This is a genomic window from Alistipes sp. DJF_B185 (assembly GCF_964250025.1).
GTDB classification, from domain to species: domain Bacteria; phylum Bacteroidota; class Bacteroidia; order Bacteroidales; family Rikenellaceae; genus Alistipes; species Alistipes finegoldii.
In genome coordinates this window covers 41,490-68,421 of the sequence record NZ_CAXUDY010000001.1, presented here as the reverse complement: position 1 = coordinate 68,421, position 26,932 = coordinate 41,490, and the positions used below count along the sequence as shown (strand labels likewise).

Genomic DNA, 26,932 nt, shown 5'->3' with positions numbered 1-26,932 from the left:
TATTTTATGCTCGATCTCAATAGGAGGAAACATGTTAGCAGTCCAATAAGTATCCCGCCATAAGTTTCTTTTGCTTTTCTCCATGTCATATTTTTATTCAAATATTCGTTGTAATTCAGGTTTTATCTTTTCATATGCTCTTTCAATTTCCACCTTTCTATCATCTATTTGTAAATTTATATGAATGATAGCTGTTGGCAAATTTATATAAAGAGTACGGAAGGTATCTGCAATTAGATTAATAGGCTGTAGTGCTTTGATATTCTCAACATCCTCGACATAGCCTTTTACGCGTAGCTCTTCAACATTTCCGCGTTGCGGAGTTTGTAGAATTTGTCTCGTAGCGTCTATCATGCGTTTAATACGCGTTCTTTTTAAGCCTTGTGGATTCGTCTTTTTCCCTGCTGCCGTGTAGTGCAGTGTAACTTTATCGGTATTTGCTTTTATACCGGCCTCTAGATGTTTTTTCAATGCAGCTCCGATTCCATCTTCGGTATCTTGAATTTCTCGTAATACTGCTCTTGGTTCTGCGATATCTAATTCAAATTCTTTGATATAGTACATGTTTAAAAATCGTTCATACTCTGCTTTGCGAACTACTGCAAGAAATTCTAAACTATATTTATCTTCATCGTCTATTGTTTCGTTATTATAGATTTCGATAATATTGTTCAAAAAACAACCATTGCGATTTACTTCATATAATAACACATTAAGATTACCATCATATAAAAACACATTAGCATATGCTAGCCCTTCGATTTCTGGGTTAAGTTCAATAGGGCTAATTACATCGGTTATTTTATTTTTTTAGGTGCTAAATCTTTATCTTGTGTAGTAATAATAATGCCAACAAGGCAATTCGGTTTGTCTGTATGTTGTAAGTGGAACTCATATTGTTTCCCTATTTGATTTGTATATTTTTTGCCGTTCAATAAGTTTAAAATATCGGCGAAAGATACATCATTTTCAATATTATTATTGATTGATCTCAAATATGGGGTAACAACATCAACCCGTTTTTTTATTGTCTGTGCCATGATTTGGTAGTTTTTGGTTAGTATGTTAACAAATATACAATATTTTCTACGAAAGTGCATCTAAAATATGCTCTAATTTTTAAGGAAACGTTTTCAATGTCATGAATTTGCAAGAATTTGCCGACAGCGCAAAAGGACATTAATTAATTATGATATTATACTAAATATTTGGCCGATCTTCTGCATTTCCCGACCGATAAGCTGTTTCGAGAATTTCGCATAATGACGGGTCATATTCGTATTGGAGTGTCCCAGAATCTTCGCAAGTACGTCGATAGGCATTCCGTATTCCACGGCAAGACACGCGAACGTGTGGCGGGCGCAGTGCGTCGTCAATTTTTTGTTCAGCCCGCAGATCGTGGCGATCTCGAACATATAGGCGTTCATTTTCTGATTGCTCGGTACGGGCAGTAGCTTGCCGGATTCCATGCAATGCAAGTCGAACGCATACTTTTGTAAAATAGCTTTGGGTTGTTTTAGTAGTGGGATCGTACTCATTACCGCCGTCTTTTCACGGGGCTTGCGAATCCACATATTGCCTTGTTCATCAGTCGTAAGGTGTTCGCGTTTCAACTCTTTGACATCGGCGAACGCCAGCCCGGTATAACAGCAGAATACGAAAATGTCCCGCACGTTTTCCAGCCGCAGGTTCGGCATCGGTTTTTCCATCAACCGTTCGATTTCTTTCTTGGAAAGGTGTTCTTTGGGTGGTGGGGCAACTTCTTTCAGTTTGTAGTTTTTAAACGGATTTTTCTCGATCCACTCGTTTCGCAGGCAATAGAGCATGAAATTGCGCAGACAGTCCAAGATATTGATCGCGCCATTGTGGTGGCAACGGTGGGCGGTCTGTAAATAGGTATTGAAGCCGTCGAGATAGCCATAGGAAACAGCCGACAGGCGAATATCGTCTTTTTTGCACTCCTGTTTGGTGTAACTCACGCAGGTAGCGGCAAAGACGGTAATATTTGTTGGATGTAAGTTGCGTAATGCGCACTCCGACCTCTTTCTGTCGCTTTTCGCAGTAAAGTGTCAGTTCTTCCAGAAACATTTTCGCCTGGTTGCCGGGACTTTGCAGGCGTTCCTTGATTTCCAGAACGTTGCCTTCGAAGCCTTCGGCTTGTAGTGTGCGATATATTTCGACGACCTTTGCCCGGAAGTCGTCGATATAGGCATTTACCTCGTAGGCGAGTTTGTCGCGTCCGGTGGCCCGCCCTTTGGCTGTATCCCATTTATCGACCGGGGTGCGGCATTGGGTGTAAACTTCTTTAGAAATACCGTTTACGGTAATCCGCGCCAGAATCGGCGCCATCCCTTTGACGGTGCGTACTCGTCGTAAAAAGAACGAGATACAAAATGTTTTCCTGTTCATTTCAACCTGCTTTAATTGTTAATACTACGATTGAAAAGCCTGAAAGGTTTGCAGCAAAACAATGCTTATCAGTGCATTATGTCCTAAATCGTGTGCCGAGAATCGGCCCAAATGCTTCTGCACACAGTTTGGCACACGCGAAATGTGCTTTTATCGGAACAGCTTTGCTCCGGAGAAAGATCGTAAATTCGATTGTAAGGTGTTGATATACAGATTGAAATTCTCTTGTTTGCGCAGATTCGCTCACAAAAAAAGTCCTCAAAAGAGGACTGAAAAGTGCGGATAAAGGGACTCGAACCCCCACGCCGTAAGGCATCAGATCCTAAGTCTGACGTGGCTACCAATTACACCATATCCGCTCGGTATGTGCAAAGGTATATAAAAATTCACAAATCGCAATCCGGGGCGGGGATTATAAGGCTTTTTTATTTACTTTTGTAGATAATTTTACCCGATTATGCCGCAGAATATCACACTCGTCCTGACACCCCGGCAGGCTGCCGATGCGAAGTATTACACGTCGCTCGCCGCACGGCGTTTGGGCATGCCGGAGCAGGATATCGCTTTGGTGCGGGTCGTCAAACGGTCGATCGACGCCCGGCAGCGGCAGCCCAAGGTGAACCTGTCGCTGGAGGTATATGCAGACCGCGAACCCCGGCCCGCGCCCGTGCATTTCGACTATCCGTCGGTCGCGGGGAGGACCGAAGTGGTGATCGTCGGGTCGGGTCCGGCGGGCCTTTTCGCCGCTTTGCGGCTGATCGAGCTGGGCCTGCGGCCCGTGATTCTGGAGCGGGGCCGCGACGTCTCGGCCCGCAAGGTCGATATCGCGCAGATCAACCGCAACGGCGACGTCGATCCCGATTCTAACTACGCTTTCGGCGAAGGCGGTGCGGGGACCTTCTCCGACGGGAAGCTCTTTACGCGCAGCAAGAAGCGCGGCGACTATAACAAGGCGCTGCAGACGCTCGTCTTCCACGGCGCGACGCCCGAAATCCTTTACGAGGCCCATCCGCATATCGGCACCGACAAACTGCCGCGTATCATGCAGCGCATCCGGCAGACGATCCTCGATGCCGGCGGCGGGTTCGTTTTCAACAGCCGGGTGACGGACCTCGAAATCAAAGGCGGCCGGGTGCAGGGCGTATGGTGCGGCGCGACGCTCGTCGAAGGTGCGGCCGTGGTGCTGGCTACGGGACATTCGGCCCGTGATATTTACGAACTGCTGCATCGGAAAGGCGTGCGTCTTGAAGCCAAGGCCTTCGCCATGGGCGTGCGTATCGAACATCCGCAGGCGCTGATCGACTCGATCCAGTATCATTGCGAAACCCGCGGCGAATACCTTCCTGCGGCGGCCTATTCGCTCGTGAGTCAGGAGAACGGCCGCGGCGTCTATTCGTTCTGCATGTGCCCCGGCGGATTCATCGTCCCCGCCATGACCGATGCCGCCCAGTCGGTGGTAAACGGCATGTCGCCCAGCGGCCGCACGTCGCCTTATGCCAATTCGGGGCTGGTGACCGAAGTGCGGCCGGCGGATTTCGAACACCTGCGCGCCGAATGGGGCGAGCTGGCCGGGCTGAAATTCCAGCAGCAGTTCGAGGAAATGGCGCGGCGGAACGGCGGCGACCGCCAGATCGCCCCGGCGCAGCGCGTCGCCGATTTCGTTGCGGGCCGTGCGAGCGCGTCGCTTGCCAGAACTTCCTATATTCCGGGGATCGTCCCTTCGCGGCTCGACCGGTGGATGCCCGGATTCATCGCGCAGGGACTGCGGCAGGGACTTGCGACCTTCGGCCGCCGGATGCGCGGCTTCGTCACCAACGAAGCCGTCGTGGTCGGCGTGGAGTCGCGGACCTCTTCGCCCGTGCGCATTCCGCGCGATCCTGCGACGCTGATGCACCCCGAAACGGCCGGGCTTTTCCCGGCGGGTGAAGGCGCCGGATATGCCGGCGGCATCATCTCGGCGGCTCTCGACGGCGAGCGGATTGCCGAAGCGGTGAAGAATTACATAGCTTGAGGATATCTAAAAACCATATGACCGATGGAATCTAAAAAGTACCTTTTGTTCGTTACCCTGCCTTATGCCTACTCGATCCTGCGGCCGCTGGAGCATGAAATCCGCCGCCGCGGCGATTCTGCGGCGTGGTTTATCGAAGCGGATTGTCCGGTTGCGCTGGAGGAGGGCGAAGTGCATCTGAAAACGATCCGCGAAGCCGTCGATTACAATCCCGTCGCGGTTTTCGCGCCGGGCAACTACATTCCGGATTTCTTTCCGGGCGTGAAGGTGGCGCTTTTCCACGGTTATGCCATTCAGAAACGCATCGAGGCGATCGACGACCATTTCACCGTGCGCGGCTGGTTCGACATCTACTGTACGCAAGGTCCCAGCAGTACGCCTTATTTCAAGGAGCTGGAGCGGCAATACGGGTTTTTCCGGGTCTACGAGACCGGCTGGCCCAAAGCCGACACCTATTTTTCACCCGAAACGCAGCTCAGGCCCCGCAACGACCGGCCCGTCATTCTCTATCCGCCGACCTTTACGCGCAATGTATGTTCTGCGCCCCATCTGATGAAGGAGATCGAGCTGCTGGCCAAAACCAAGCCGTGGGACTGGATCATCACCTTCCATCCGAAGCTGACCGATCCCGATATCATCGCCGGATACAAGCGCATCGCCGCCGAAAACGACAACGTGACCTTTTTCGAGGGACCCGATAAGATGTCGCTCCTGCAGCGAGCCGACGCGATGTTGTGCGACAGTTCGTCGATCATTCTGGAGTTCATGTTCCTCGACAAACCCGTCGTCACCTTCCGCAATTCGCATCCCGGCCCCCATCTGATCGACGTGGACCGTCCCGAAAAGGTCGGTCCGGCGCTGGAGCGGGCGCTCTCCCGGCCCGAAGAGCTGATGCGCGAGATTCGCGCCTATACGATGCACCATGAGCCGCACCGCGACTGCCGCTGTTCGGCGCGCGTGCTGGATGCCGTCGACGACTATATCGCCCGCGGCCATGCGGGACTGAAGCGCAAGCCCCTGAATCTGATCCGGAAGTGGAAGCTTCGCCGTCAGATGCGCTATTACCCGCTGCTGGAGATGTTCCGCCGCTGATTGCGTGCGAAAAACGAAACGCCGCATCCGAGGGATGCGGCGTTTGCCGTTTGTATATGTTATATGTGCAGTCCCTTGATGACCAGCTTGACCCATAGCCGGGAGTTTATCATGCAGCTCAGTCGGGCGATCCACAGGGCTTTCGTGTCGTAGAATCCCTTGCGGAATTCCGAACGGACGTAGGCGCGGTAGAACTTCCAGTTGTCCAGTATGCCCTGCGCCAACTCGTTGGCCAGCTCTGCGTTCCAGCCTTTGGTCCTGCGCAGTTCGCGGCGCAGGCGCGAAAACTGCGTCCGGGTCGTGAGGTAGAGTATCTCGTCGCAGTAGCCCAGCGACTTGTACTGTTCGTGGATGTAGCGGCGTATGCGCATCAGCATCATCGGGTCTATCTTTCCGCGCAGCAGACTCGTGGGGACGTACCGGTAATGGTATGTGGGGTTGCTGTTGCTGACGAGGTGGGTGATATGGGCGCAGTACTGGGCCGTGAATATCTCGTCTTCGGCGTATCGGATGCTGCGGTCGAAGCGCAGGCCGTGCCGTTCGATCGTGGCGCGCGAGAACATTTTGTTGCAGGTCCAGCCGAGGCAGTGTCTGCGCAGCAGCTGCGCCAGTACGGGCATGCAGGCATCCCGGCCGCCCGTGACCCGGCAATCCGGTATCGCATAAATCCGGGTGTGTCCGTTGGGGTGCCTGCCGCTTGCGGGACGCTCTTCGAACAGGTTTGTGAAGGCGACTCCGTCCTCTCCGATATTGCTGTCGGCGAGTTGTTGGAGGTGGTCCGGAGTGACCCGGTCGTCGGAGTCCACGAAGACCACGAATTCGCCCCGTGCGTTGTCCAGTCCGAGATTTCGGGCCGCGCTGACGCCGCCGTTGGGGATATGGAATACGCGGATGCGTTTGTCCTTTTCAGCGTAACGGTCGCAGATTGCGCCCGAACCGTCGGTCGATCCGTCGTCGATGAGCAGCAGCTCGAAATCGGTCATGCTCTGCAAGAGAATGCTTCCGATGCATTCATCGAGGTATTTCTCTGTATTGTAGACGGGGGTGATGACTGAAACAAGCATATGGAATCTGAAAATTGTAGGAATTCGGTCAGCTGCCTGCGCCTGCGGGGACGGCAGTCTCGGTGTTGGTATATACGATCCGCTCCGATGCGGGCAGGTGCCGGTCGAGTCCGCACCGGCAGCGGGTGCGGTGTTCGAAGAGGCTTTGTTTGTAGCGTTCCTCGTTGGCTGACTGCCGGTCGCGGTCGCATTTGCCGTGGTAGAGGTGGAAGACGATGCCGCGGAATTTCATGCACCGCTGTCTCACGCCGCTGTTGTTGAGCCGGGTTGCCAGTTCCGAATCTTCTCCGCCCCAGCCCCGGAACTCTTCGTCGTAACCGTTTACGCGGATCAGGTCGCTGCGCCAGAAGGCCATGTTGCACCCCTTGACGAAGCGGGAGGGACCCAGCGTCCGGTAGAGATAGGCCATCAGCGGAATCCGGACGACGTTGTTGCTGTTGCGGACGCCCTTCATCAGCGGGGTCAGCGAGGTGATCTCGCCCCGCAGCACCTGATTGGTGAGCATCTCGGTAATGATGCCGCGCGATCCGGTGACGAAGCAGCCGGGCTGCGCGAAAATCATGTGGTCCTGAATGAAATGACGTTGCAGGATCAGGTCGCCGTCGATCTGGATGACGTATTCTCCGCGGCTGGCCGCAATGGCCTTGTTGCGGATTTCCGCCAGCCGGAATCCGTCGTCCTCGTGCCAGATATGGCGTACCGGTACGGGCGAAACCGCTTCGAAGTGGCGGACTACGTCGCGTGTGGCGATGCCCGAACCGTCGTCGGCGATGATGATTTCCGAAGGCATGACAGTCTGCTGCATCACGCTGTCGAGGCACAGATAGAGGGCTCTGGGCCAATTGTAAGTGGAGATGATCAACGATACAGTCATTACAGTAACATGTTTTTAGGATACCTTACCGGTACGGCCGCATACGGCACGACGCAATATCTTTGCCGTTGTGCCTTCGTTCCGTAGTTCCGGTTTCCGGTATGTTGTATAATGCCTACCGCTTTGTTCATTGCGCAAAGGTAGTGATTTATTCCCGTCTTCCATCAGCGGCAGCCCTTCAATAGGGTGTCACTATGTATAAACGCGCGTTTCCGGTAAATACTGCGTGGAATCTGAAAAAAAATATTGCGGACTGTAAATATTTTTCTGTATTTGCTATATACTTGGTTATTATCGTGTTATTCTATTTGCATGATAAATTTTATTAAAAAATATGAAAAAATTATAAAATTTTTTTAATAAAAACTTGCACGGAATCTTTTTTCGCCTTATCTTTGCAGTGAAGTTTTAAGGTTCATTTAGGTTAGTAGTTTTAGGTTGGTGAGGAAACTCTGGAACCCGGACAGCAGTCCGATTCCGTGTTTCCTTTTTTTGTGCCCGTTTCCGAACCGCCGGTTTTCTCCCGGCCGATTTGTCTGTCGCTTTTTATTCGCCGCCGTTTTTTCTCCGGTCGGTTTGTCCGACGCCTTTTTTCTTTGTCGCTGTCTTTTTGTCTCCCGTGTTTTTTCTCCCGTGGCTTTTTTTGTTTGCAGGCCGTCGTTTCTGCAACTTTTTCCCACGCTGTTTTTGTGGGACGGCTGGCGTCGTGATTCTCTCCGAACCCGCCCTGAGGGGCTTTTTCAGCGCTTTTTCGCCGCCAATGTTACTAAATTGTTAAATATATTTAAAATATTCATAAAATATTTGCGTAATTCAAAAACGCCCCGTATCTTTGCAGTGAAGTTTTAAGGTTCATTTAGGTTAGTAGTTTTAGGTTGGTTGAGGAAATCGGTAGGTTGTAACGGAGATTCCGTTACTAAGACTTGAAGGGCGGTGCTCGTCCGAGAGTCGAATACCTCCGATTAAACCTCGTTTTTGGAGGGGGTGGTTCCCCGCCAAAAAAAAGGTCTGAGTCGTGAGACTCCGGCCTTTTTTCATTTTACGGCCCTGCGGCCGTCTCTTTTTCGGAGGATGTTACAGATTCTCCAGCTCTTCGCGGCTCATCGTCACGTCGACGGCTCCCAGCGCATAGCATCCGATGTCGTAAGGATTGTAGTAGAAGGTGATCCCTTCGGGCGTAATCCGGAAATTCTCCGTCAGGGAGATGTATTCCGGGAAAAATCCCCGTTCGGCCAGCTCGTCGTCGTTGGCGGCTTCGTATTGCTCGCAGAGTTTCCTGCGCAGCAGGGCCTCCATGCCGAGCAGCTGCCGTTCGGAGAAGAGGTCCGCCGTGGAGAGTTCGTACCCTCCGGCCAGCGAATAGGTATGGCACTCCGTGGCGTACATGCCGTGCGCCCCTCCCGTGTAGCTCCACCGGCTGATGATGTAGGTGACGAGCGAGTCCGTGACGGCTGCTTCGGCTTCGGCCGAGATTTCGTAAGGCTCCGTCATCTGCGGGGCGCTCTGCGGAAATGCAAGCTCCGCGACGATCTGGCGGAGGGCGGAATCGGCCGCCTGACGCGCCGTGCCGCCGAACTCTTCCAGTTCGAAGAAATAGCCTGCGTTGGCGGCTTCGATGGAGCGCAGGGCGGGGGATTTCTCTGCGTTGGCGATCGTGGCGAAACGGTATTCGATCTTGCATCCGTTTGCGGGCGTGCCGATGAGGGTGTCGATGGACAGCATGCCGAATTGGGGAGCGACGGGCTTCCGCGTGCAGGCTGCCGTCGCCGCAGCCATGCCTGCGATCAGTATGGCGGTTTTGATGTATTTCATGGTCTGGACATGTTTTGTATTTATCGTAAAGATACGGAAAATGCGGCTATATGCGGGGTTTTCCAAAAAAAATCGTAGAATTTGCAGGAAAATTTTGCAGTTTTAAAAGAAGGCGTTATCTTTGCACCACAAAACTCACACGGTGGATTCATCTAAGGGTTAGGATACGTGCCTCTCACGCACGACATAGGGGTTCGAATCCCCTATCCACTACTAAGCGATCGGTTTCCGGTCGCTTTTTTTGTGCGCAGCTCCGCGTTGGGGCGGAGTCATTCGCCGGAATTCCGCGCGGTTTCAGCTTCCGGATAGTTTCGCGTGCCGGTTTTTCCCCGCTTTCAACGGTTCTCGGATGGCGTGTGCTTCCAGATGGCGTGTGTTTCCAACTTCCCGCGGTCGCCATGTGCCGGATGTTTTCAAATGCAGCGGCCGTCCCAAAAAGGACGGCCGCTGCGGCATTGAAGTTAAAGGTTATTTGATTGGTTGGTGGGTTTACTTTTCCGATTTGCTCTTGAATTTGTCTAACTGACGCTTGAGGGCGTCGATCGCTTCGTCCACCGACTCCTCGAAGGCTTTGGACTGGTGGCAGGCCACGAGGTCCTCGCCCGGCATATGGAGCGTGATCGTTGCGATCTTGTTTCCTTTTTCATGGTCTTTATCGAGTTTCAGAATGACCTCGGCACCGGTCGAACGCTCTGCGAAGCGGTCGAGCTTTTCCATTTTGTGCTCTACGAATTCGATCAGCCGTTTGTCTGCGTCGAATTTCACGGATTGAATCTGTACGTTCATAGCCTTGCAGTTTATAAAAGTTAATCACTTCCCTCCCTTTTCGCGGGGATGGGCTTTTGCGTATATTTCCCGAAGCCGGGCGATGCTGTTGTGCGTGTAGACCTGCGTGGCCTGCAGCGAGGCGTGGCCCAAAAGCTCCTGAATCTCGCGCATGTCGGCTCCGCCGTTCAGCAGGTGCGTGGCGAACGTATGCCGCAATACGTGCGGGCTTTTCTTGCCCTGTACGCCCGCGCGGGTGAGTTCCTCCTGCACCGTGCGGTAGACGACGCTCCGGGATATGCGCTTCCCTTTATGTGTTAAAAATAGTGCTTTTTCCGAAGAAATGCAAATATTTTGCCTCTCTATTAGGCCGAGGTAGTGCAAAATCTTTTCGCGCAGGAATTCGAGAATCGGGACCATGCGCTGTTTGTCTCCCTTGCCCCGGACCCGCAGCGAGGTGTAGTCGGCCGAAAAGTCGCTGCGGTCGATGCCGACCAGCTCGGCCAGACGCAGTCCGCAGGCGTAAAACATCAGGATGATGAGCGAGTTGCGCTCGGTCTGGAAATCTTCGCTGTCCGGTCCGCACTCGCTGACGATGGTCGTCATGCGGCTTTCGGGAACGAATGCCGGCAGGCGGCGTGAGGTTTTGAGCGTCGAAATCATGCGGAAAATATCCTTTTCGACGGCTCCCGTGCGGTGCAGCCACCGGAAAAAGGCCCGGAGCGAAGCCACTTCGCGGTTCATCGACCCGGCGCTGAGCTTTCCCTCCTCCGTGCGGAAAATGATCCATTCGCGGATCTGCTCGGTCGTGACCGACCGCGGGTCGAACCGCGACTCGTCGCAGTCCAGCCACGCGAGGAACTGCTCCACGTCGTGCTTGTAGTTGCGGACCGTGAGCGGCGAGTAGCGCCGCTCGGCGGAGAGATATCGGATGAATTCCGTCAGCATGCGGCAAAGATACGGTTTTTTCGTATTTTTGCGTATTCATAAATAGTATGCCATGAAACGAATCTTCATTTTAGCCTTTCTGCTGGCGTGGCTGACGGCGCAGTTTGCCGCCGCCGCTGCGGTCGATACGCTTGCGGTGCGCAGCGCTTCCATGGACCGCGACATTCCCGTGATCGTGATCCTGCCCGACGGCGCTTCGCCTGCGAATCCCTGCCCGACGGTCTACCTGCTCCACGGTTACGGCGGCAATCAGACGACGTGGCTCCGGATCAAACCGTCGCTGCCCGCCATCGCCGACCGCGAAGGAATCGCCTTCGTCTGTCCCGACGGCGCGACGAGCTGGTACCTCGACAGCAAGGTGCGGGCGAAGAGCCTTTACGAGACTTTCATGACGCGGGAACTGCTTCCGGCCGTCGAGGAGCGTTATCCCGTTTCGCGCGACCGCAGCGGTCGCGCGATCACGGGGCTCAGCATGGGCGGCTTCGGCGCCGTGTCACTGGCGATCAGGCATAAGGAGCTGTTCGGGGCCGTCGGCAGCACGAGCGGCGGGCTGGATATTCGCCCGTTCCCCGAAAACTGGGAGATTCCGCAGCTGCTGGGCACGCAGGCCGAGCATCCCGAAGCTTGGGAGGCGGCTACGCCGATCAACCTGATCCCGCGTATCGCCGACGGCGATCTGGCGATCGTTATCGACTGCGGTTACGACGATTTCTTCTTCGGGGTGAACAACGACTTCCATGCCGAGCTGCTGCGCCGCGGCATCATGCACGACTTCTATGTGCGTCCCGGCCGTCACAACAACGAGTATTGGGGCAATTCGATCGACTACCAGATCGTATTTTTCCGCAACTTCTTCTTTCGGGACAAATAGTTGGGCCGATGAAAGAGAGCTGGAAACCCGGAACGCTCATCTATCCGCTGCCGGCGGTGCTGGTGAGCTGCGGCGCGACGCCGGACGAGTATAACCTGCTGACCGTGGCGTGGACGGGGACGGTCTGCACCGATCCGCCGATGTGCTACGTCTCGGTGCGGCCCGAACGCCACTCCTACGGGATTATCCGCCGCACCGGCGAGTTCGTCATCAACCTCACGACCCGCGGTCTGGCCCGTGCCGCGGACTGGTGCGGCGTACGTTCGGGCCGCGATTACGACAAATTCCGCGAAATGGGCCTTACGCCCGGCAAGGCGCTCAAGGTCGCCGCGCCGATCGTCGAAGAGTCTCCCGTGAGCATCGAGTGCCGCGTGCGGCAGGTGCTTGAGCTGGGTACGCACGACATGTTTTTGGCCGAGGTGGTCGCCGTGCAGGTCGATGCCGATTATATCGACCCTGCCACGGGCCGTTTCTGCCTCGAACGGGCCTGCCCGATCGTCTACTCCCACGGCGAATATTTCGCACTGGGCGAAGCGCTCGGCCATTTCGGCTGGTCGGTGCGGAAAAAGCCGCGGCCGAAAACGCCGAAATCCGAGACCGGAACAAAGCCCGTGACCGGAAAGAAATCCGCACCCGGAACAAAGCCCGTGGCCGGAACGAAATCTCTGACCGGAACGAAAACCGCATCCGGTGTAGAATCTGAGGACCGGACTTCCTCCGCATTATCTTCCGCAACGCCCTCTGCCTCATTGTCATCCTCCGCATCCGCAATGACTCCGGCATCCGCCTTGTCTTCCTCCGCATTATCTTCCGCAACGCCCCCTGCCTCTCCGTCATCCTCCGCATCCGCAATGCCTTCGGCATCCGCCTTGTCATCCTCCGCATCCTCCGCCGCATCGTCAGCCGGCCCCAACTCAAACTCCACCCCAAGCCGTAACCCGAACCGCGATCCGAACCGCAGGCCGGGACGCAACCCGGATCGCAGGCAGGGGCGAAAGTCGGGACCCGAAAAACCGCGCCGCCGATGAAGGCGATGTTGAAGGAGGGCGCCGGGCTTTCGAACGGTTTGTTATGCACGCTGGCCGTCATCGCCGGCGTGTCGGTCGCCAATCTGTACTACAATCAGCCGCTGCTCGATATGCTCCGGCAGGATCTGGGCACCACTACGCTCGCCGCCAACCATGTCGCCCTCTTTTCGCAGTTGGGTTATGCGCTGGGGCTGCTGTTCATCATACCCCTCGCCGATCTTTTCAGCCGCAGGCGCATCGTACTGGTCAACTTCCTGCTGCTGGCCGTTTCGCTGCTGGCGATCGCCACGGCTTCCGATATCCGTGTGATTCACGGGTTTTCGCTGGTGACGGGCGTCTGCTCGGTCATTCCGCAGATCTTCATTCCGCTGGCGGCGCAGTATTCGCGCCCGGAATATAAAAACCGCAATGTCGGGATCGTCCTTTCGGGCCTGCTGACCGGAATCCTCGCTTCGCGCGTGGTCAGCGGCGTTGTCGGCGAGCTTTTCGGCTGGCGCGAAATGTATTTCGCCGCTGCCGGACTCATGGTCGTTTCGGCGGCCGTCGTGCTGTATGTACTGCCCGATGCGCGCCCCAACTTCCGGGGAACCTATGCCGCCCTGATGAAGTCGCTCCTTACGATCGTCCGGTGCTATCCGACGCTGCGTATCTATTCCGTGCGCGCCGCGCTGGCTTTCGGCTCCTTTTTGTGTTTCTGGGCGTCGCTCGCCTTCAAGATGGCGCAGGCGCCGTTTTATGCCGGCAGCAACGTCGTCGGCATGCTCGGACTCTGCGGAATCGCGGGCGCTCTGACGGCGACCTTCGCCGGGAAGTACATCCGGCGCGTCGGCGTGCGCAGGTTCAACTATATCGGCGTCGGCCTGCAGATCCTCGCATGGCTGCTGTTCTTCTTCGGTGCGGATTCCTATGCGGCGCTCGTCGCCGGAATCGTCGTCGTCGATATCGGCATGCAGTGCATCCAGCTCAGCAATCAGGCCACTCTGTTCGAACTCGATCCCTCGGCTTCGAACCGGATCAACACGATCTTTATGAGCACCTACTTCGCGGGAGGTTCGCTCGGCACGCTGCTGTCGGGAGCCGCATGGTCGCTTTACGGCTGGACGGGAGTCGTCGCGGCGGGAATCCTGCTTTCGTCCGCCTCGCTGCTCGTCACCGTTTGTACGAAAAAATAACGACCGCGCCGGGTTGCATGCAATTCCTGCCGGCAGCGGCTGTTTCCGAAAACTGGGAATAAAGCAATCCCCGGAACCCGCACAGGTTCCGGGGATTTGCCTGAAATTTCGGGAATAATCCCTTTTGCCGCTTCCCGTCTGTCCGGCGGAAAGCTTTGCCGGGCAAGACCTGCCGGCAGGCTCCGGTCTATTCGACCACCTCGATCCATTCGCCCTTTTTGAGCGCGCGGACCGAGTTGTCGTACATGGCTTCGCAGTAGATCGACGGCAGGTAGTAGCGGCCCTTGTATGTCGCCGTCAGCTTGACCGGTATCTCCTTGCTTTCGCCCCGTTTCAGGTCGAAGTAGCTCAGCACCCGGTCGTCGCGGATGTCCTGATAGGTGACCGACGTGAGGTCCCGCTCCGAAGTGATCTCCCAGCCCGCCGGAACGATATGTGTCAGCGCCAGATTGGTGTATTTCTCATAGCCGCTGATGTTCGAGACGGTCACCACGGCGTAGAAATCCGTCGAAGCGCGGATCGACCTGGGGTCTATGGCCTTGCCGTCCATATCCGTATACCGGACGCTTATCCGGATGTTGTCGGCCGCCTCCGTCTCTTCGCCCTTGGCGGGGTTGTAACGCTGGCTGACGACGGCGTACAGACTCTCCTTGCCGTTGTTCGTCACCCCGGTCTCTTCGGTCAGCGGCATGCTGACGAAGGATTTGTCGGTTCGGATGCTCTCTTTGCCCGCTTTGGCGTCGATGCCGGTCTGGCCCGACACGATGAAGTTGGAGAGGGTGCTGAGCATCCACGCCGTAGACTGCGTGCTCAGCCACTTCTCCTTCTTGAGGATGTCGGACATCTTCAGGGCCGTGCGGAACGCCTCTTCCCGCTTGCCGAGCAGCGTCTGCGTCATGAGCACCACGGCCATCTGGCGTTCGCTGCTGTTGTAGGTGTCGTCGTACGGATCGACCTTGCCGGTCTGGCCGCTTCCGCCCTGCGCGGTCAGCTCTTCGGCTACCTTCCGGTTGCCGTCCAGCGCATAGGCCGCCGCCAGCATCCATTTGACGTCGTTCTTCAGGTCGGCGGCTTTCTCCCTCAGCCGGTTCATGGCGCCCCGGTCGGCCATGTTGTTGAGCGCCAGAACGTATTGGGCGTAAGCCTGCGTCAGGAAGCTGTCCGCTTCGTTGCCGCGCAGGTATTTGAGCGCGCGGTCGAGCATCGGGCGGTCGATGCCGTAGCCGTATTTCGCGGCTTCGGTCAGGAAGTGGGCCGCATAGGCCGTTCCCCAGTCGGAGCTGTTCGAGCCTCCGCTCCAGTAGGCGAACGATCCGTTGTAGAGCTGGTAACCGCCCAGACGCGACAATACGCTCTTGACGTTGCGGTCGATGTCCTGAAGCGTCCGGACGTCGCACTCCATGACGGCGGGCAGGTAGAGCTGCGGGAATGCGCCGGAGGTGATCTGCTCGATGCAGCCGTGGGGGTACCTCACCAGATATTCCATGCGGCGCGTGAGGTCTGCGGACGGGATCGACGAGAGTTCGAGCTTTGCGCTTCCGGTATCCTTCAGGGGCCTGAGGGCGATCGTTTTGCCCGGCTCCAGCATGTAATCCTCCGACGTCGTTACGTAGGGGTTGGGTTCGCGTACGTCCAGCTCGATCTCCGAAACGGAGCTGTCGCCGGAGGAGGTCGCCGTGACCCGAACCTTTCCGACGCCCGTCTCCTTGTTGACTTTCAGCCGGAACGTTACGACCTCCTCGCCGCTTTGGCTGAGGGCGATCGTCTTGCTGCGCGGGCCGACGGCCGAGAAGAGTTCGTTCGCGGAGACTTTCAGGTCGATCTTGCCGACTCCCTTTTCGAGGGCGAAAACCGTCACCGGCAGCTCCACCTCTTCGTCCGTGGAGACCACGCGCGGCAGGGTGGCCTGCACCAGCAGCGGTTTTTTCACTTCGGCGACCTTCTCCGCGGCGCCGGAAGCCCGTCCGTTCGAAGCCACGACCATCACGCGCACCGACCCGAAATAGGGCGGCAGCGCGATTTTGTGGGTGTTCGTTTTGCCTGCGCCTAGCTTCTGCGCTTCGAGGAACCGTACGACGGGTCTGAACCGCTGCGCCTTCAGTGCGCCGGTGTTCTGCTGCTGCTCCGCGTCGCCGCCGATGGCGAACAACTGTTCGATCCTGCCGCCGTAGGCGCCGATCACGTGGTCGAACATGTCCCACGTCCGTACGCCCAGCGCCTCCGTGGCGTTGAAATGGAGGTAGGGGTTCGGCGTCTTGAAGCGCGTCAGCCCCAGCAGGCCCTCGTCCACCAGCGCCAGCACATAGCTCATCTTCTTGCCGTCCTTTTCCCGGACCTTTATCGTGATCTCCGACTCCGGTCTGACCGTTTCGGGCATGTCGATCACCGGATCGAGCTTCGTGGCGGCGTCTTCGACGTCGAGCCGGACCACGCCGAACAACCTTATCGGCGCATCGTTGTGCGTATGGTTATGGGGCTGGACGAGCGTCACCGCGGCGTAGACGTTGGGAGCCATTCCGGCTTTGATCGGTATCTCGAACGCGGTCTGTTTGTCGGCGCAGTCGATCCAGAAACTTTCCCGTACGACGCTGCCGCTCTCGACGCTCACCAGCGCCCGCGCTCCCGGCGAAGAGGGGATCGTGATCTTCGCCTTGTCGCCCGGCGCATATTTCTCCTTGTCCTTGGTCACGGCGAGTCGGGTGGCTGCGTCCGTCACCGAGGAGACGTCGCCCCGCCAGTCGGAGGACGATACGCAAACGACCTGAGTCGCAGCGTGTTCATGGCCCGAACCGGTCACGCGGATCATATAATAGCCGTAATCGCCTGCGCTCCAGCGCATCGCGACCTGCCCCGCGCCGTCGGTCAGGGTCGTCTGCAATGTCTTGTAGCAGGTGTTGAGCGCATTTTTCGCATAACGGGCCTGCGAGTCCGACGCGGCGTCCCACCACCAGTAGGAGGTGATCTTGTAGACCGAGACGAGCACCTCTTCCCTGCCGGGCAGGGGACGTCCCTGCGCATCGAGCATGACGATGCGCAGCAGGTGCTCCTTTTTGCTGTCGAGGTATTCGTCGCCCCAGTCGCTCGTCTGGGGCGTCACTCCGATTCCGAAATAGGCGTCGTAGGGCGACACGGGGATGATCTGCTGATCGACGCTGAAATCGCCGCTCTTTTCGAAGACCTTCACCGTGAATTTGCCGCTCAGCATGCCGGGGCTGAGCCCCTCCAGCGAAGCGAGTCCGCCGGTCGTCAGCTGCAGCGTTCCCTGCTGGTCCGTGGTGCCGGAGACGATCTCCCGCTCCTCGGTTTCGAAATATTTCGTCGCGTCGTCGAACGAGTACTTCTCATAACCCTTGAAACGCGTCGGAATCTGCCTGAGCTGCGCCTGAAGCGTCACTTTTGCGCCGTCCGCCGGAGCGCCGTGCAGCCATTTGGCCGTCAGGCTGCCCGTGAACTTTCGGGCGTCGATCCGCTTGCCGTCACCGAGCCGCATGTCGATTTTCATTCGGTTGGGCTTGATGGCGTCCACGCGGATCGCTTTTTCGAATACCGCGCCGCCCAGACTTACGCGCGCCAGCCACTGTCCGGTAGGCGCCGCCGGCGTCGTTCCGAGTTTGAACGTGTAGATGCCGTCCGAGGAGCCGTTGCTGACCAGCGTCTGCACCAGCTGCCCGTTGGGGTTGAAGAACTCCACGGACGCCGGATGGTTTTCCGGCAGCGGATTGTCGGACGTGACGATGAAGGTGAGGAAGATGTCGTCTCCGGGCCGCCATACGCCGCGCTCGCCGAACAGAAAACCCTTCGTGCCTTTGGGGTTGGTGGTGCCCCCGACGTCGAAATTGCTCAGTGACAGCGCCGCGCCCCGCTCCACCTTGACGAAGGCGAGCTGTCCGTCGGCTTCGGCCGCTACGATGGAGGGCTCCTCCCTGCATTTCAGCACGGCGCGGCCTTCGGAATCGGTGGATGCTTCCGCCACGGTCTGGTTCTGCTTGTCGTAGGCCCGTACCTTGCAGCCCCCTTTGGGCCGGGCTGACAGCAGGTCGGTGGTGTAGACGACGTACTCCTCTTCGCCGCTGTTTTTGCAGATGATGCCGATGTCGGACTGCAGAACCAGTTTCGACCGCTCCCGGTAAGTCCGGTAATCTCCGAAATAGTAGTCGTAATCATACTCGTCGGTGGGAACCAGCGGTTCGACGCCCTTGATCTCCAGCAGGTACATCGACTTCCGGCTGTCGGTTATCAGGCGGCTGAGATCCAGCGAATAGGTGTTGGAGAGGTCGAGCTTGGTCGATGCCTTGGCCGAGAGATCGACGGTCGTATCGCGGACGATGCGCGACACGTAGTCCATATCCGAATAGTAGTCGCCGCCGTAGTAGTTCTGCTGGAAGAACTGCAGCAGGTTGTTGGCGAATATTTTCCGCACGCGCACCCGCGCCTTGCGGTAGTTCACCGCTTCGAACAGCAGGGACATGTCGTTCGACGAAGGCAGGACGGAGCCTTTGCCCGCGAAGCGGATCGCCGGTACCCGCGACGGCAGGTTGGCCGTGAACGTATAGCTCTCCTTGAGCCGCTGTCCGCCCTTGCTGAGCACGTTCCGGCTTATTTCGATGTCGAAATTCCCCGTGACGTGCGATTCGGGATAGATGTAGAGCCGGTTCTTGTCGACCGAGGTGCGGAATTTCGTGTCGAAGCGGATCAGGTCCTTCAGGTTCTGGTTCTGTTTGAGCGGTTCGGAGAAGGTCACCACCACCGCGAGCGGTTCCGCCGCGACGCTGTGGTCCAGCACCACATACTCGTCCTTCTTGGGCACTTCGACGGTCAGGGTCTTGCTGTCGCCGTAGCCGAAATCGAGCGTCAGCGTGTAACCCGCTCCCTCGCCGGGGGCGATGTTGCCGACGGTATACTGGTGCGTGGTGCCGTTCGCGGAGTGCACCCACGCGACGTCCGGATTCTTCAGTCCGCTTATCTTGAGGTTCTTCTCCACGTAGCCGCTCTCCGCGTAATCGGACGAGACCACCTCGCCGACCAGTACGTAGGAGGTCATGTCGTCGCTTTGCTGCAGCCAGTAGTCGCTGTAGGCGAACCGCAGTTTCGGCGTGGCGAATTCGAATTCCGCGACGCCTTTGAGCTGCCGTCCGGTGAGTTTCGCGGCATCGATGGTCACCTTGTAGCGGGTGTCGTATTTCAGGGGCGACCGGGGGATGATCCGCAGCATCCGCATTCCCGAAAGGTAGACGTCGAAATCGACGGAGGGCGAGATCGATACGGCTTCCCGGATTCTGTCCTCCTTCGGCTCGACGTTCTCCTTGAACGTCACGAGAATCGGCATTTTGACGCCCGTCACTCCGTTCGGCGACGATTCGATGATATCGGACGGCTGCCTGCCGCATGAGGCGAAGAGCAGGAGAGCCGTTGCAAACAATACGTAGCGGATTGCTTTCATAGTGGTTTTTTTGGTAACTTTGTCAAAGATACATAAAATATGACTGAAAAGCTCAAGCGGAAAACAATATATTTCCTGCTGTTGCCGCTCCTTGCCGCGGCTGCGGCGGGGTATTGTTTCTGCCTGCCCCGGACGCTTTTCGACGAGCCTTTCTCGGCGACCGTCTGGAGCCGCGACGGCCGTCTGATGTCGGCCAAGGTCGCTTCCGACGGACAGTGGCGCTTTTTCCCTACGGACAGCGTGCCTTACAAATTCCGTGTCGCTATTACTACTTACGAGGACAAACGTTTCTACCGCCATTTCGGGGTCGATCCGCTGGCGCTCGGCCGCGCCGTGCGGCAGAACCTCGCTTCGGGAAGGGTGGCCAGCGGCGCCAGCACGCTTACGATGCAGACGATCCGCCTGAGCCGCGGCCGGAAAGCGAGGACCTTCCGGGAGAAAATCATCGAGACGATTCTGGCGACCCGGCTGGAATTCAGATACAGCAAGGAGGAGATACTCGCCCTGTACGCCTCCCACGCCCCCTTCGGCGGCAATGTGATCGGACTGGAGAGCGCCGCATGGTACTATTTCGGCCGCAGCGCCGGCAGCCTCTCGTGGGGCGAGAGCGCCATGCTCGCCGTACTGCCGAACTCGCCCGCGCTCATCCATATCAGGCGCAACCGGGAGCGGTTGCGGCGCAAGCGGGACGACCTGCTGGAACGGATATGGCGCGGCGGGCATATCGACTCCCTGACGTGCGCTCTGGCCCGGCAGGAACCGCTGCCCGACGCTCCCGAACCGATGCCGATGCAGGCGATGCACCTGCTGGGGCGGATGCGCGGAGGATCGCTCCGCTCGACGCTCGACTATGACCTGCAGCGCAGGGTCAACGAGCTGGCGCTGCGGCACAACCGGCGCAACAGGGGCAATAAGATAAATAACCTCGCCGTCGTGGTGATGGATGTGAAGAGCGGCGAAGTGCTGGCCTATGTGGGAAATGTCTACGATCCCGCGGACCGGAGCGAGGGCACCAGCGTCGATGTCGTCCGGGCGCCCCGCAGCAGCGGAAGCGTGCTCAAACCCCTGCTTTACGCCGCGATGCTGGACAACGGGACGGCCCTGCCCACGATGCTGTTTCCGGATGTTCCGACTTATTACAAGGACTTTACGCCCCAGAACTTCAACCACGACTTCAGCGGCGCGGTGCCTGCCAACCGGGTGATCGAACGTTCGCTGAACGTTCCTTCGGTGAAGATGCTCGACAAATACGGGCGCGAGAATTTTCTGGCGCTGGTGCGGAATCTGGGATTCGGGACGATTGACAGGAGCGCCGACCATTACGGGCTTTCGCTGATTCTGGGCGGTGCCGAGATCACGCTCTGGGACCTGACGTCGGTCTATGCGATGCTGGCCGCCAAGCTCGGCGGCGGGCCGGTCCGCATCCCGCACTGCGATCCGGAGGCCGTAAAGACGGTCAGCGCGGACGACATTCCGCTGTCGAGGGGTGCGATATGGCTTATGTTCAATTCGATAAGCCATGTGGCCCGTCCTGAGGAGGAGGGCGAGTGGCAGTATTTCTCCTCGTCGAAGAAGATCGGCTGGAAAACGGGCACCAGCTACGGCAACCGCGATGCGTGGGCCGTCGGGGCGACGCCCGACTATGCCGTCGGCGTCTGGGTGGGCAACTGTTCGGGCGAAGGCCGTCCGCTGATGACCGGGGTGGGGTATGCCGCGCCGCTGCTCTTCGACGTATTCGGGCTGCTGCCCGGCGGGGAGTGGTTCGCGGAGCCTCACGGCGATCTGGAAGCGGCCGTCGTCTGCCGGCAGAGCGGCTGTCTGGCTTCGCACATATGTCCCGACCGCGATACGCTGATGATTCCCCGCACGGCTGCCGCCGGCGAAGTCTGTCCCTACCACCGGATCGTGAATCTGAGCCGCGACCTCCGCTACCGGGTGACCGCGGACTGTTACGACCCGGCGCAGATCGTCCGGATGCCGATGTTTATCCTGCCGCCCGCGCAGGAGTGGTATTACAGGAAGCAGCATCCCGACTACCGTCCGCTGCCGCCTTTGCATCCGGGACTTTCGGGCAGCGGGGCGGGCGGCAATCCGATCGACATCGTCTATCCCCAGCCGGGGCGCGTGCTGGTGGCGCCCAAATCGCTCGAAGGCGAGGCGCAGAGTCTGGTCTTCACGGCCATACACCGCGACCGCAACGCCGTGTTATACTGGCATATCGACGACAATTATATCGGCGCGACGACCCTCGAACACAAGATATCCGTCCGTCCCGCTCCCGGCGCGCACCGGCTGACTGTTATCGACGAACACGGGGCGCGGCAAAGCGTCGCCTTCAGCTGCCGCTGACCGCCGCCTGCGGCTTCTTGCGGGTGCGGAGGGGCTTTCCGCTGGGTGCCGCTCAGTGCTTTCCGGGGGGGGCTGTTTCGGGCCTATGTGGGGCCTTCCCGATGGGTTCGGACTTCGGCGGGCTGCCCCGGTTGTCGGCTCGTGGCATCCTGAGTCGGCGTGGCGTCGCCGCGGGAAGGCAGTTCGCCGGCAGTATCGCCGCGACGGGGGATTTTGGGCCGGGAAGCATAAAAATACCACAATAATCTGCAAATTTTCCCGAAGATCGGTTGTCAAAAAAGGCGGAACTTTGAGACGAATTCTAATCCTAAAAACTGCTTGATATGAAATGGCGATCTTTTCCCCTGAATATGCTGCTGGCGGCCGTGGTGCTGGGAACCGGTCCGGTCTCGATTTCGGCGGCCGTGCCCCGGACCCGCGAGAGACATGCGGCGGTGCAGCCGCAGCGTTATCCTGTTCCGCTGAACGACGTGCGCATTACGGGCGGTCCGTTTCTGCATGCGCAGGAGATGGACCGCCGCTGGCTCGATGCGATGGACCCCGACCGTTACCTTTCGGGATTCCGCTCCGAGGCGGGGCTCGAACCCAAGGCACCCCGCTACGGCGGCTGGGAGAGCGCCGGATGTTCGGGCCACGGGTTCGGGCATTTTCTGTCGGCGGCCGCGATGATGTACGCCGCAACCGGCGATCGGGCGCTGCTCGATAAGATCAATTATTCGATCGACGGCCTTGCCGAGTGTCAGGAGAAGGAGGGCACAGGACTGCTGGCCGGGTTCGAACGCAGCCGCGCGCTCTTCGCCGAGCTGGAGCGGGGCGATATCCGCTCGCAGGGATTTGACCTCAACGGCGGCTGGGTGCCGTTCTACACCCTGCATAAAATGTATGCCGGGCTGGTCGATGTCTGCCGTTATACGCCCAATGCCAAGGCTTTGACCGTGCTGGTGCGCTTTGCCGACTGGCTTGACGGACTGGTGGCGAAGCTTTCGGACGAACAGATGGACAAAATCCTGATTTGCGAACACGGCGGAATCACGGAATCGCTGGCCGACATCTATGTCCTGACGGGGGAGCGTAAATACTTGGAGCTGGCCTGCCGTTTCGACCACCGCGAGATTCTGCGTCCGCTGGCCGCCGGGGTGGATTCGCTGCCGGGCAAGCATGCCAATACGCAGATACCTAAGATCGTCGGCGCCGTCCGCGAGTACGAGTGTTCCGGGGATGAGCGTTACCGGCGTATCGCCGACTATTTCTGGCACCGCGTGGTCGGATTCCACAGCTATGCGATCGGTGGCAACAGCGAATACGAGCATTTCGGCGCACCGGGCATGCTGGCAAACCGGCTTTCGGACGGAACCTGCGAGACCTGCAATACCTACAACATGCTCAAGCTGACCAAACACCTGTATCAGCTCGATCCTACGGTCAGGCGGGCCGATTATTACGAGCGGGCGCTTTACAACCAGATTCTCGCATCGCAGAATCCCGACGACGGAATGGTGTGCTATATGTCGCCTATGGGATCGGGACACCGCAAGGGGTTCTGCCTGCCCTTCGATTCGTTCTGGTGCTGTGTCGGCTCCGGTATGGAGAATCACGCCCGTTACGGCGAGTTCATTTACTTTACCGACGCGCGCGAAAACCTGTATGTCAATCTTTATATCCCTTCGACGCTCGACTGGAAATCGCGCAGGGTGAAGGTTGAACAGCTTACCGACTTTCCCTGTTCGGACGAGGTGCGGCTGCGCGTCGAAATGTCCGGGGCGCAGCGGTTCGGACTGAACCTGCGTTACCCCGAATGGGCGGCCGAGGGTTACGAACTGACGGTAAACGGGCGGCCGGTGAAACAGAAGGCCAAGCCGGGAAGCTATATCTCCGTAAACCGCAAGTGGCGTTCGGGGGACGAGGTGCGCTTCGTGCTGCGCCAGTCGCTTCACTCGGAACCGATTCCGGGCGACTCCGCGCTGCGGGCCTATTTCTATGGTCCCGTCGTGCTCAGCTCCGTGCTCGAAGACAAAGAGGAGATTCCCGTTATCGTCGCCGACGACGTGACCGATGTATCGGCGTTGGTGAAATGCACCGATAAGAAGCGGCTGCGTTTCGAAACGCTGACCGCGCAGCCCGTGCAGAAGGAGCTGATTCCCTATTACGAAGTGGGCGGACGGCGCATGATGGTTTACTTCCAGCATTTTCCGGAGACGACGTGGAAAGAACAACTCGCCGACATGCGCCTGCGGGAGCACCGCGAGGAGTGGCTGCGCGAACGCACCGTGTCGCAGTTTACACCCGGCGAGATGCAGCCCGAACGCGACCACAATCTCCGGGGCGAGAAGACCGCGCCCCATGAATTCGAAGGCCGCAAATACCGCGAGACGCTCGGCGGCTGGTTCTCGTTCGACATGGCCGTGGCCCCTGACGTGCCCAACACGCTCTACTGTACCTATTGGGGCAACCGCTTCTACAACCACTCGTTCGACATCGAGATCGACGGCCGGAAGGTCGGTTTCGAGAACATCCATAACTGGGGGCCGCAGTACGTCGAGCGCAGCTACCGGATTCCGGCGGAGCTGACGGCAGGCAAAGAGCAGGTGACCGTGACGCTGCGCGCCATCCGCGACGACGCCGTGGCCGGGCCGCTGTTCGATTGCCGGATTATGAAATAGAGGAGGCTGAACGAAAGAAGCCGGGGACAATCGTTCCCCGGCTTCCTTATGTCTGCAATCCCCGTCAGCGGATCACACGGTATGCGGGCCGTGCGCTGACCGTGCGGCGGCGCTTGGCGGCCGAGTTCAGGTCGGGCTGGTCCACCGTTCCTTTGGTGTGGACCTCGACGATCTCCGGCTCGGTCGTGATTCTGCCGTCGGCGGAGCATCCGTAGGCGAAGACGATGTAGGCCGATGCGGCTTTCAGGCTTACGACGTTATAAGCCGCGTCGCCCGTGTAGAAGCAGTCGTCGTCCCCGATCGTCTGTCCCGCTTCCAGTCCCTGCATACGCCAGTAGAGGTCGTAGGGCGGATATTGCCGCGGCGTGGCGAAATTGTCGCGGTAGGTGTCGCGCTCGTCGATGAACGTGATGTAGCTCGTGTTTTTGTCCGACGGGATCACCTTGATGGCGAGGTCCTGTTGGTCGACGGTTACGTCGATGGTGAAGGTGCACGCTTCGGTCGGCGTGAAGGCTTTGGTATGGAAAAGCTTGCGCGAGACGCGGCTGTTCGAGAATTCGCCGTTCTCGTTGCAGCCGAACGCCACGGCGTAATAATCGGTGTCGGATTCCAGCGGGTAGATATCCTCCGAGATATAGAGCGGATCGCGCCGCACGAATCCCGGCGAGGAGAATGCGAGGTCGCCCGTTGCGGTGAAGTCGCTCCAGAGCAGGATGCCGTCGCTCAGCTCGCCGTAATAGGGCCAGAGGTAGCGGTCGTCGATGTAGGTCTGTGCGAAATCGGCGTCGTCATAGGCCATGTCGAAAGTCGATTTCTTGACGAACGTGCAGAAGTAGGGCAGGTCGTCCGAAGGATGGACGGCGCACTTCGCCCCGTACCACGAAATGTCGGAGAGGGTCATCAGATAGGCCGTGTTGATGATTTCGGGGGCTTTGGTGCTGAAAGGAACCCGCATGAGCGGCGTGACGATGTCGAGCGTCTTGGCCGTCAGGTCGTATTTTACGCCGACCACCGAGAGGTCGTAGCTCTCGCCGGGCGTCAGGCCGCTGTATCTGTAGTCGGTTTTGGTGCCTTTGAAGAAGTAATCCACATATTCCGGTCCGTCGGCGATGTCGGCTTTGAAACGCTTCTGGAGCTGGGTGATACATGCCTCGTCGCTCTTGGCCGGATCGTAGGGATAGACGTAATAGGACATTTCGGGATCTTTCGGCGTGATGGCGGCCCTGACGCGGGTGTCCCCGACTTCGGTGATTTCGAGCGTGAAGTTGTCGCCTTCGGTTACGCCCGTGTAATCCTTGTCGATCTTGACCTTCATCTTTACCAGCGAGCTGCGGTCGTTGTCGCCGAAGTAGATGACGGCGATTTCGCCTTCCGTTTCGCAGACGGCCTCTTCGGCGGGGGCTTTGATCGTAAGCACCTCGTCGGCGTACGAAACGACCCAGCCGGTGGGCTTGGTCAGCACGACGTCGTTCACGCCCACGCTTTCGGTCTCATAGGTTTTGTTCTCGCCGTAGGCGTAGGTGCCAAGCGCCGGGGCCATTTTGACGAGCAGGTAGAAATCCGAACGCATGGCTACGGTGATCGTCGTGCCGTCCATGAGCGTGAAATAGGCGTATGCGCCGTCCTGCGTCACCTCCTTGAAGAACGAGTCGCTCACGCCGCCCTGACCCAGCGCCGAAACCGGCTGGTCCTTGTCGTCGGTGATGTAGTTCCACGTCGCGCCCTTGTCGCAGCTGATGATCCAGAATCCCTTGTCGTCGATCTTCAGCAGGGGCACGACGGCGGCGGCCGTGACGGGGATCTTTTTGCCGTCGGCCAGCAGCCATTCAGGCTCTCCCCCTCCCGATGTCAGGGTCCAGTAGTAGATCTCGTCCGTATCCTTCGCAACGCCGATTACGGGTGCCGCGGCGCCGTCTTTTCCGTCGGTGATCGTGATTTTGGTGTTTTCGGGGTCGGTGAAGTAGATCGTGTAGGAGCCGTCGGCGTTGGTTTCGACCTTCGAGACGTAGACCTTTTCGTTGAGTTTTTCGATCAGCGTCTGCATGGCCGAAACGTCGGAGTTGAGTTTGGCGACGGCGGTTTCGAGCGCTTCGACGCGTTTTTTGATGTCGTTCACGCTGTTCCACAGGTCGGTGTCGTCGTAGTCGCTGCATGCGGCGGCGAACGTCAGCAGGAGCGCGAGGCTCCAAAGGGCGAATTTTTTCATCATGATTTTGAGGTTAGGATAAATAAGTGACGGCCCTGCATTGTCGGTTGCAGGGACGCGGGAATTGCATGAGGGGCGCGGCAGGAATTTGCAGCCGGAGACCGCAGCCGCCGTTCCGCGGGCGGACGGGATTCATCGATGGACGGGACTTTCGGAGTTAGGTGACTTAACAAAGGTAGCAAAAAATCCGTACATTGTACGAATCGGCCGATTTTTGATCTTTTTTACACC

Annotated in this window: 16 protein-coding genes, 2 tRNA genes and 3 pseudogenes; 8 read left to right on the top strand and 13 right to left on the bottom strand. The window is 58.0% G+C overall.

Going from position 1 to position 26,932, the window contains the following annotated elements; translation table 11 throughout:
* Window positions 1-93: 93 nt before the first annotated feature.
* The 6 genes and pseudogenes from ACESTR_RS00250 to ACESTR_RS00225 form a co-directional block, all read right to left on the bottom strand.
* Window positions 94-675 carry a hypothetical protein gene (locus ACESTR_RS00250; RefSeq protein WP_279183079.1) on the bottom strand — a complete coding sequence of 194 codons (582 nt, stop codon included), beginning with the start codon at window positions 673-675 and terminating at the stop codon, window positions 94-96.
* Window positions 676-797: 122 nt separating this feature from the next.
* Window positions 798-1,040 carry a hypothetical protein gene (locus ACESTR_RS00245; RefSeq protein ID WP_279183078.1) on the bottom strand — a complete coding sequence of 81 codons (243 nt, stop codon included), beginning with the start codon at window positions 1,038-1,040 and terminating at the stop codon, window positions 798-800.
* A 147-nt stretch (window positions 1,041-1,187) separates the two neighbouring features.
* Window positions 1,188-1,709 (bottom strand): site-specific integrase, encoded by a 522-nt coding sequence (locus tag ACESTR_RS00240; protein ID WP_373178796.1) that lies wholly within the window; start codon window positions 1,707-1,709, stop codon window positions 1,188-1,190.
* A gap of 120 nt (window positions 1,710-1,829) precedes the next feature.
* Window positions 1,830-1,979, bottom strand: a pseudogene (locus ACESTR_RS00235) (phage integrase SAM-like domain-containing protein); the annotation flags it as partial.
* Between the two features lie 229 nt (window positions 1,980-2,208).
* Window positions 2,209-2,349 (bottom strand): annotated as a pseudogene (locus tag ACESTR_RS00230) (site-specific integrase); the annotation flags it as partial.
* Window positions 2,350-2,686: 337 nt separating this feature from the next.
* Window positions 2,687-2,768 (bottom strand) — tRNA-Leu (locus ACESTR_RS00225).
* Window positions 2,769-2,866: 98 nt separating this feature from the next.
* Here ACESTR_RS00225 and ACESTR_RS00220 point away from each other — a divergent pair.
* Together ACESTR_RS00220 and ACESTR_RS00215 are read left to right on the top strand one after the other, a co-directional pair.
* Complete coding sequence (locus ACESTR_RS00220; protein WP_288298936.1) at window positions 2,867-4,420, top strand: NAD(P)/FAD-dependent oxidoreductase; 1,554 nt, start codon at window positions 2,867-2,869, stop codon at window positions 4,418-4,420.
* A 24-nt stretch (window positions 4,421-4,444) separates the two neighbouring features.
* Complete coding sequence (locus ACESTR_RS00215) at window positions 4,445-5,512, top strand: CDP-glycerol glycerophosphotransferase family protein (protein ID WP_288298937.1); 1,068 nt, start codon at window positions 4,445-4,447, stop codon at window positions 5,510-5,512.
* Window positions 5,513-5,571: 59 nt separating this feature from the next.
* Here the strand turns inward: ACESTR_RS00215 and ACESTR_RS00210 are convergent, their stop codons facing one another.
* The 3 genes from ACESTR_RS00210 to ACESTR_RS00200 all read right to left on the bottom strand — a co-directional run bounded on the left by ACESTR_RS00210 (window position 5,572) and on the right by ACESTR_RS00200 (window position 9,262).
* Window positions 5,572-6,576 carry a glycosyltransferase family 2 protein gene (locus tag ACESTR_RS00210; RefSeq protein WP_195291346.1) on the bottom strand — a complete coding sequence of 335 codons (1,005 nt, stop codon included), beginning with the start codon at window positions 6,574-6,576 and terminating at the stop codon, window positions 5,572-5,574.
* A gap of 28 nt (window positions 6,577-6,604) precedes the next feature.
* Complete coding sequence (locus tag ACESTR_RS00205; RefSeq protein ID WP_195559202.1) at window positions 6,605-7,450, bottom strand: glycosyltransferase family 2 protein; 846 nt, start codon at window positions 7,448-7,450, stop codon at window positions 6,605-6,607.
* 1,074 nt (window positions 7,451-8,524) lie between these two features.
* The gene (locus ACESTR_RS00200; RefSeq protein WP_217729858.1) at window positions 8,525-9,262 is read right to left on the bottom strand and encodes an RsiV family protein; all 738 of its coding nucleotides are present in this window, start codon (window positions 9,260-9,262) and stop codon (window positions 8,525-8,527) included.
* Between the two features lie 141 nt (window positions 9,263-9,403).
* On the opposite strand from ACESTR_RS00200, the gene ACESTR_RS00195 reads away from it, so the two are divergent.
* Window positions 9,404-9,475 (top strand) — tRNA-Glu (locus ACESTR_RS00195).
* Window positions 9,476-9,751: 276 nt separating this feature from the next.
* Here the strand turns inward: ACESTR_RS00195 and hpf are convergent.
* The gene (gene hpf, locus ACESTR_RS00190; protein WP_009597127.1) at window positions 9,752-10,048 is read right to left on the bottom strand and encodes a ribosome hibernation-promoting factor, HPF/YfiA family; all 297 of its coding nucleotides are present in this window, start codon (window positions 10,046-10,048) and stop codon (window positions 9,752-9,754) included.
* A 24-nt stretch (window positions 10,049-10,072) separates the two neighbouring features.
* On the bottom strand, window positions 10,073-10,975 hold the full coding sequence (locus ACESTR_RS00185; RefSeq protein WP_009597134.1) for a tyrosine-type recombinase/integrase: 903 nt from the start codon (window positions 10,973-10,975) through the stop codon (window positions 10,073-10,075).
* A gap of 52 nt (window positions 10,976-11,027) precedes the next feature.
* Here ACESTR_RS00185 and ACESTR_RS00180 point away from each other — a divergent pair, with 52 nt between their 5' ends.
* The 3 genes and pseudogenes from ACESTR_RS00180 (at window position 11,028) to ACESTR_RS00170 (ending at window position 14,046) form a co-directional block, all read left to right on the top strand.
* Window positions 11,028-11,846 carry an alpha/beta hydrolase gene (locus tag ACESTR_RS00180; protein WP_009597120.1) on the top strand — a complete coding sequence of 273 codons (819 nt, stop codon included), beginning with the start codon at window positions 11,028-11,030 and terminating at the stop codon, window positions 11,844-11,846.
* A gap of 8 nt (window positions 11,847-11,854) precedes the next feature.
* Window positions 11,855-12,415: pseudogene (locus ACESTR_RS00175) on the top strand (flavin reductase family protein); the annotation flags it as partial.
* Window positions 12,416-12,870: 455 nt separating this feature from the next.
* On the top strand, window positions 12,871-14,046 hold the full coding sequence (locus tag ACESTR_RS00170) for an MFS transporter (protein ID WP_279066577.1): 1,176 nt from the start codon (window positions 12,871-12,873) through the stop codon (window positions 14,044-14,046).
* Window positions 14,047-14,233: 187 nt separating this feature from the next.
* Here the strand turns inward: ACESTR_RS00170 and ACESTR_RS00165 are convergent, their stop codons facing one another.
* A complete protein-coding gene (locus tag ACESTR_RS00165) occupies window positions 14,234-19,486 on the bottom strand; it encodes an Ig-like domain-containing alpha-2-macroglobulin family protein (protein ID WP_278714489.1) in 5,253 nt (1,750 codons plus the stop codon).
* Window positions 19,487-19,525: 39 nt separating this feature from the next.
* On the opposite strand from ACESTR_RS00165, the gene pbpC reads away from it, so the two are divergent.
* Window positions 19,526-21,835, top strand: a complete 2,310-nt coding sequence (gene pbpC / locus ACESTR_RS00160) for a penicillin-binding protein 1C (RefSeq protein ID WP_279066574.1) — start codon at window positions 19,526-19,528, stop codon at window positions 21,833-21,835.
* A gap of 323 nt (window positions 21,836-22,158) precedes the next feature.
* Complete coding sequence (locus ACESTR_RS00155; protein ID WP_302266895.1) at window positions 22,159-24,495, top strand: glycoside hydrolase family 127 protein; 2,337 nt, start codon at window positions 22,159-22,161, stop codon at window positions 24,493-24,495.
* 64 nt (window positions 24,496-24,559) lie between these two features.
* On the opposite strand, the gene ACESTR_RS00150 is transcribed toward ACESTR_RS00155, so the two are convergent.
* Window positions 24,560-26,704, bottom strand: coding sequence for a PL29 family lyase N-terminal domain-containing protein (locus ACESTR_RS00150; protein ID WP_302266893.1), 2,145 nt, complete (start codon window positions 26,702-26,704; stop codon window positions 24,560-24,562).
* Between the last annotated feature and the right edge of the window lie 228 nt (window positions 26,705-26,932).